The following is a 5,670-nucleotide window of genomic DNA, read 5'->3' as shown; positions in this document are numbered from 1 at the left end:
GAGCCGCACATGTCGATGTCGACGCCGATCGAATATTTGTCGACCGCGGCACTTGCCTGCATCACGCCTTCACCCGTCGGGCCGGCGACGTTGTAGACAATGTCGGAGCCTTGGCCGTAAAGCGCCTGGGCAAGTTCGCTTCCCTTGGCCGGGTCGTCGAAGGTTCCGGCGAAGACGGAGTTTACCTTGACGTCGGGCGCGGCATATTTGGCGCCTTGCTCGTAGCCGCCCAGGAAGTTGCGGATCACCGGAATATCGCGGCCGCCGACAAAGCCGATCGCCTTGCCGTCGCCGATCTTGTCGAAGGCGGTGCCCTTGGCTTCGATCATGCCGGCAAGTGCACCGGCCACGAAGGATCCCTGCTCCTCGGCGAAATTGGCGTAGATCATCTTGGGGTTGTCGAGGACGCCATCGATAAACACGAAGCGCTGGTCGGGATATTCGGCGCTGACCTTTTGCAGCGAGTCCACCAGCTCCCAGCCCATCACGAAGATGAGGTCGTACTGCTTGCCCTTGGCAAGATTCTCGAACTGCTGCTGGTAGTCGAGCGCGCGATTGCCGGTGTCGACAAGCTTGAGGTCGATGCCGAAATCGGTCTTGGCCTTGTTGAGGCCGTTGACGATCGAAACGCCAAAACCCTGTGCGAAATACCCCGAGATGGCGGCCACGGAAACCTTGGCCTGTGCGGCGGCCGGTCCGAACGAAATGGCAAGCATCGTGCCGGCCAGAAATAAACTCTTGAGCGCCCTTTTCATGTCATTCCCCTTCAGCTTTTTCCAGCTTTTGAAGCCACGCTTTGACCATCCCCACATATCGCCGTAACAACGGCGAGTTCGTTGATGGTCATATGAGTTTAGGAGCGGCTTAACAGGCTGTCAATCGTCATCCGATGCAGTTTTCTTGGCCCTTCGCCCACGTGCTCGACGTCTGCGCTTGACAAATGTCGACGGGCATAATTGTTGATACTCTAATGAGTTTCCATGAACGACGGGATGAAGGAAGCGAAACAATGCCGGCTGTGGTGGTCAGGAAATTTCTGGTTCAGGTCGAAGAGATATTCCATGAGGGCGGACCCCACGCGGCACGCCCGCTCAAGCGAGGCGCGGTCGTCGCGGTCATTGCCAACCCTTTTGCCGGACGCTACGTCGAGGAGATCACCGGCTTCATGGAAGACCTGAAGCCGCTCGGTCTCGATATGGCCCGGCGCCTGATCGACGCCATTGGTGAAGGCGGCCAGGCCATCGAAGGCTATGGCAAGGGTGCCATAGTCGGCGCCGCCGGCGAGCTTGAACATGGCGCGCTCTGGCACAATCCGGGGGGCTATGCGATGCGCGAACTGCTCGGCAATGCCAAGGCGATCGTGCCTTCGACCAAGAAGGTCGGCGGCCCCGGAACGCGCATCGACATCCCGATCACGCACATAAACGCCTCCTATGTGCGCAGCCATTTCGATGCGATCGAGATAGGCATTGCCGATGCGCCGCGCGGCGACGAAATGGCGGTCATCCTGGCGATGACCACCGGCGCACGCGTCCATGCACGGGTCGGCGGCCTTGCCGCCGCCGACATCAAGGGCGAGGACGGCTTGCGATGAACCCCGAAATCCGCCGCATCATCACCATCGTCGAGGAAACCCGGATCGAAGGCGGGCGGCCCGTCGATCCGCCGACGCGGCGTGCCGCAGCCATTGCGGTGATCCGCAACCCCTATGCGGGCACTTACGTCGAGGACCTGTCGGCACTGAGCGCCATAGGCGAAGCCTTGGGCGATATCTTGCCCAGGCGCGCGGTCGCTGCTCTGGGCATTGCCGGCTACCGGGTCGAGAGCTTCGGCAAGGCCGCCGCCGTCGGCGCCGATGGCGAGCTCGAACATGCCGCCGCCATCCTTCATCCAAAGCTCGGCGCCCCGTTCCGCGATGTGCTTGGCAAGGGCGCCGCGCTTCTTCGATGAAGGAATGAGCGCGGCGGCCTCGGCGTGTCGCTCGATATTCCGCTCGGTCACAAGGATGCGGCGCGGGTGCGCAGCCATTTCGACGGCATGGAGGTTCGTGTTCCCGACGCACCGCGTGCCGACGAGATCGTCGTTGCTATCGCCGTCACCGATTCCGGCAGGCCGCACCCGCGCGTCGGCGGGCTGACCAAGGACAAGATTGTCGGGATTGACGGCGTCGGCTGACCGTCAGGCAGGCAGGACTTCCGGCACGCGCATCGCCGGAGGCGTATTTCTGCTCCGGCCGGTCCGCACCACGCCGTCGATGACGACCATTCCAATGCCTGGAAGATTGCCGAGCGCCACGCTGTCGAGCAGCCCGTCGCCGGCGCCGCCGATCGCCTGATCCATGAAGATCAGGTCGGCGGCGCGACCGACCTCGATCAAACCGCGATCGTCCAGTCTGCGCACGCGCGCCGTGTTGCCGCTGGCAAGACAGAACGCCACTTCCGGCGCGATGCCGCCCAGCGAAGCCAGCATGGTGAGCGTCCGCAGGATGCCGAGCGGCTGCACGCCGGATCCGGCCGGGCTGTCGGTGCCGAGGATGACGCGCGAAAGTTCGCCGCGCTGCCTTGCCAGATCGAGCACGAACAGTCCGGTGCGCAAATTGCCGTTATGGACGATTTCAAGCGCCCTCGAGCCCTTCTCGCAGATCTGCCGTATTTCCGCGTCGGGCAGGGCGGTTGGCCCGCCATTGACGTGGGCGACGATGTCGGCGTCGACCTCCAGCACGACATCCGCGCCGATGCGGCCGGAGCCGGGCAGCGACGGGCCGCCCGTGTGGGTCATCGAGGTCATGCCGTATTTGCGCGCCCAGGCGATCATCTGCCGGCCGGTCGGCCCATCCTTGACGCCGCCAAGCCCGACCTCGCCGACAAGCGTCACGCCGGCCTCGGCGAGACTGCGGAAGTCTTCCTCGGTAAGGCCGGGTTCCAGGATCGGTGCCCCGGCCAGGATCTTCATGCCGTTCGGACGGAAGTTGGAGAAGGTGCGTTGGGCAGCGATCGCCAGCGCCTTCAGCCCGACCAGGTCGCGCGGTCGGCCCGGCGTGTGGACTTCCCCCGCCGAGATCATGGTGGTGACGCCGCCATGCACGGTCGAATCCATCCAGCCGATCTGGTTCTGCCGAGGCGTCCAGTCGCCGGCCACCGGATGGGCGTGGTTGTCGATAAGACCCGGCGCGACCGCGCAGCCCATCGCATCGATGACCGTCGCCGCGCTGCCGCCATCAATGTCGCCTGCCTTGCCAATGCCTGATATGCGTCCATCGGTCACGACGATGGTGTCGGCGTCGATGATCGGTTGTGCTAGATCGCCACTCAGCATGAGACCGATATTGCGGACGACGAGCGTGTTGGCAGACGACTGGAGGTCGGACGACATCGGTTCTCACTTTTGCTGTTATGGAAAAAAGGACTGGACGCAGCTTATTTGCCGCCGTCGCCAGTCGATGGGTCGTCGTCGTTGATGCGCTGGAGCAGGCGAAGCAGCGTCGCCTGCTCGGCCGGTGAGAGCGGCGACAGGAACCGCCGCCCGACCTCGACGCTGCGTTCGAGCCGCTCCAGCGTATAGTCGGTCCCTTTGCTGGTCAGCGCGATCATCGTCAGGCGTTGGTCGGTTTCGGAGGCGCTGCGCGTGATCAGCCCGTGTTTGAGCAGTTTGCGCATGACGATGCTGATGGTCGATGGGTCCATCGCCGTCAGCCGGCCGAGATGGTTCTGCGAAACTTCGCCATGCTTGAGGATCGTGGCGAGCGCCGCGAATTGCGTTGGCGAAAGGTCTTCGCCGGCCATGACCTGCTGGAAGCGCAACGTCGCGCGCTGATGCGCCCGGCGGATGACGTGCGCCGGGTGGCGGTCCAGTTCATAGCCGGTCCCGGCGTACTGCTGCAGCACCTGCTCGCGGCTCAGGGGTGCATCGCCTCCCGGCGTTTCGCCTTTTTTGGATTGCGGTTTCTTTTCAGTCGTCACACCGGACTCCTATCGCCGCTGTCTTGGATGTCGCCGGCCGGAAAAAGCTCAAGCCGCAACCCTCGCTGGTTGAAGCGATGTCCCGTCGCGGAGGGCTGCGACGACATCAGCCGAATCGCTGACCACGCCGAAATGGGTCGCTATGTCATACAGCGAGCTTTCCTGCTCGCGTGGTCCCGTCGCCGCGCAGCAATCGCTTGGCACCACCACCTCATAGCCCTCGAAAAAGGCATCGTGGACGGTCGAGCGCACACAGATATTGGTGACCACGCCGAAGATGATCAACTGATCGATCTGCATGTCTTTCAGCGTCAGGTCGAGGTCGGTTTGGAAGAAGGCCGAGTAGCGCCGCTTGATCACATGGATCTCATCATCGCGGGCGCCGAGATCCTCGATGATCTCCGGCCCCCAGCTTCCGTCCAGGCAATGCGGCGTGCGCTTCAGCCATTCGCGCTCGCGTCGCATGCCCGGCCGGTGGCTGTCATGGACCCAGATCACCGGCACGCCGGCGGCGCGCGCGGCCTCGATCACGGCCAGTTGCGGCCCGACCAGCGTCTCGTACCCAGGCAGGACCATGGCCCCGCCGGGCTTGCAGAATTCATTGATCATATCGATGACGACAACGGCTGCACGGCGTGGATCGAGACGCACCGCGTCATCGTGCCGATGTGAGGAAAAACTGTCCACGGACATGGCGAGCTCCTTTGACCGATCGTTGATGCTCATACAAAAAACCCTAGTGGATGCCAAGTCAATCCCGTTCGACGCAAAGCGTGCTGGTCGGCCTTGCGCACCGCGCTCCGACAAGCGTATGCGCTATTTGTCCATCGCGAAATGGCCTTGACAACGCTTGTCAGGCATGTGCTCGATTTGTACGACCATCAACGATATTCAAGCCGCTGAATTGTGGAGCCGAGGCCGAGATATGAAAACCATCGTCACCGGAGCCAGTGGCCTGCTTGGCTGCCATGTGGCCGAGGCTCTGGTTGCGGCCGGCCACGATGTGCTTGGTGTCGATACCGTGGTGCCGGGTGAGGTCGCATGGCGCCACGCAACCGCCGATTTGACCGATCTGGGATCGACGCTGCAGCTGGTGCGCGACTGCGATGCGGTTGTGCATGTCGCGGCCATTCCGCGGCCGACCGGCCGGGCCGGCGGCGAGGTGTTCAAGACCAACATCGCGACCGCCTACAATGTGGTCGAGGCAGCTGCCATGGCCGGCGCCAGGCGCTTCGTCTATGCCTCGTCCTTCAGCGTTTTCGGCTATCCCTTTTTCGAGAAACCTGTTCGACCGCCCTATCTGCCGGTCGACCTGAACCATCCGGTCGGCGCGCAGGACCCGTACGGCCTGTCGAAATGGCTGGGCGAGGAAATCGTCGACGCGGCGGTGCGCCGCGGCGCCTTTTCGGCGGTCAGTATCCGCATGCCGTGGATCCAGACGCCGGGTTCTTTTTTCGAGGGCGTCGGGCCGCGCCGCGCCACTGCCGACAGTGCCCGCGACCTGTGGGCCTATCTCGATGCGCGCGACTGGAAGCTGGTGTCGGGCCGCCCGTTCAGCGATTCCGAAACCCGCTCGGGCACAGGCGTGTGCCTGATCGGCGAGACCGTGCGCCAGCAGTTCTTCGGCGCCGGCGATCCCGAGGGCGAGATCATCCGCGTCAACCGCACCTCCTGCAAGATCATCGGCCTGCTCGAGCCCAAGGGCTATACC

General features: G+C 63.5%; 6 protein-coding genes and 1 pseudogene. 3 read left to right on the top strand and 4 right to left on the bottom strand.

Translation table 11 applies throughout. From position 1 onward, the window contains the following. Nucleotides 1-755: BMP family ABC transporter substrate-binding protein (locus EN893_RS16055; protein WP_128361639.1), on the bottom strand; the 755-nt coding region annotated here is incomplete at its 3' end. 254 nt (nt 756-1,009) lie between these two features. Here EN893_RS16055 and EN893_RS16050 point away from each other — a divergent pair. Both EN893_RS16050 and EN893_RS16045 read left to right on the top strand, forming a co-directional pair. Continuing rightward, nucleotides 1,010-1,594, top strand: a complete 585-nt coding sequence (locus tag EN893_RS16050; protein ID WP_023809103.1) for an amino acid synthesis family protein — start codon at nt 1,010-1,012, stop codon at nt 1,592-1,594. After that, nucleotides 1,591-2,175 (top strand): annotated as a pseudogene (locus tag EN893_RS16045) (amino acid synthesis family protein). Before EN893_RS16050 ends, EN893_RS16045 begins: the two are co-directional and overlap by 4 nt. A 3-nt stretch (nt 2,176-2,178) precedes the next feature. Here the strand turns inward: EN893_RS16045 and EN893_RS16040 are convergent. Genes EN893_RS16040 through EN893_RS16030 form a run of 3 tightly spaced genes read right to left on the bottom strand, consistent with a single transcriptional unit; the run spans nt 2,179 to nt 4,652 of the window. After that, nucleotides 2,179-3,372 (bottom strand): amidohydrolase family protein, encoded by a 1,194-nt coding sequence (locus EN893_RS16040; RefSeq protein ID WP_127267636.1) that lies wholly within the window; start codon nt 3,370-3,372, stop codon nt 2,179-2,181. A gap of 44 nt (nt 3,373-3,416) precedes the next feature. Continuing rightward, nucleotides 3,417-3,959, bottom strand: a complete 543-nt coding sequence (locus EN893_RS16035) for a MarR family winged helix-turn-helix transcriptional regulator (RefSeq protein ID WP_127267635.1) — start codon at nt 3,957-3,959, stop codon at nt 3,417-3,419. Between the two features lie 48 nt (nt 3,960-4,007). Beyond that, nucleotides 4,008-4,652, bottom strand: coding sequence for an isochorismatase family cysteine hydrolase (locus EN893_RS16030; RefSeq protein ID WP_127267634.1), 645 nt, complete (start codon nt 4,650-4,652; stop codon nt 4,008-4,010). A 232-nt stretch (nt 4,653-4,884) separates the two neighbouring features. Here EN893_RS16030 and EN893_RS16025 point away from each other — a divergent pair. Continuing rightward, nucleotides 4,885-5,670: NAD-dependent epimerase/dehydratase family protein (locus EN893_RS16025; protein WP_245490844.1), on the top strand; the 786-nt coding region annotated here is incomplete at its 3' end.

It is taken from the genome of Mesorhizobium sp. M7A.F.Ca.CA.004.04.2.1, assembly GCF_004022825.1.
GTDB lineage: Bacteria > Pseudomonadota > Alphaproteobacteria > Rhizobiales > Rhizobiaceae > Mesorhizobium.
Note: the sequence above shows the minus strand (reverse complement) of the source record. Positions and strands in the feature narration are given on the sequence as shown.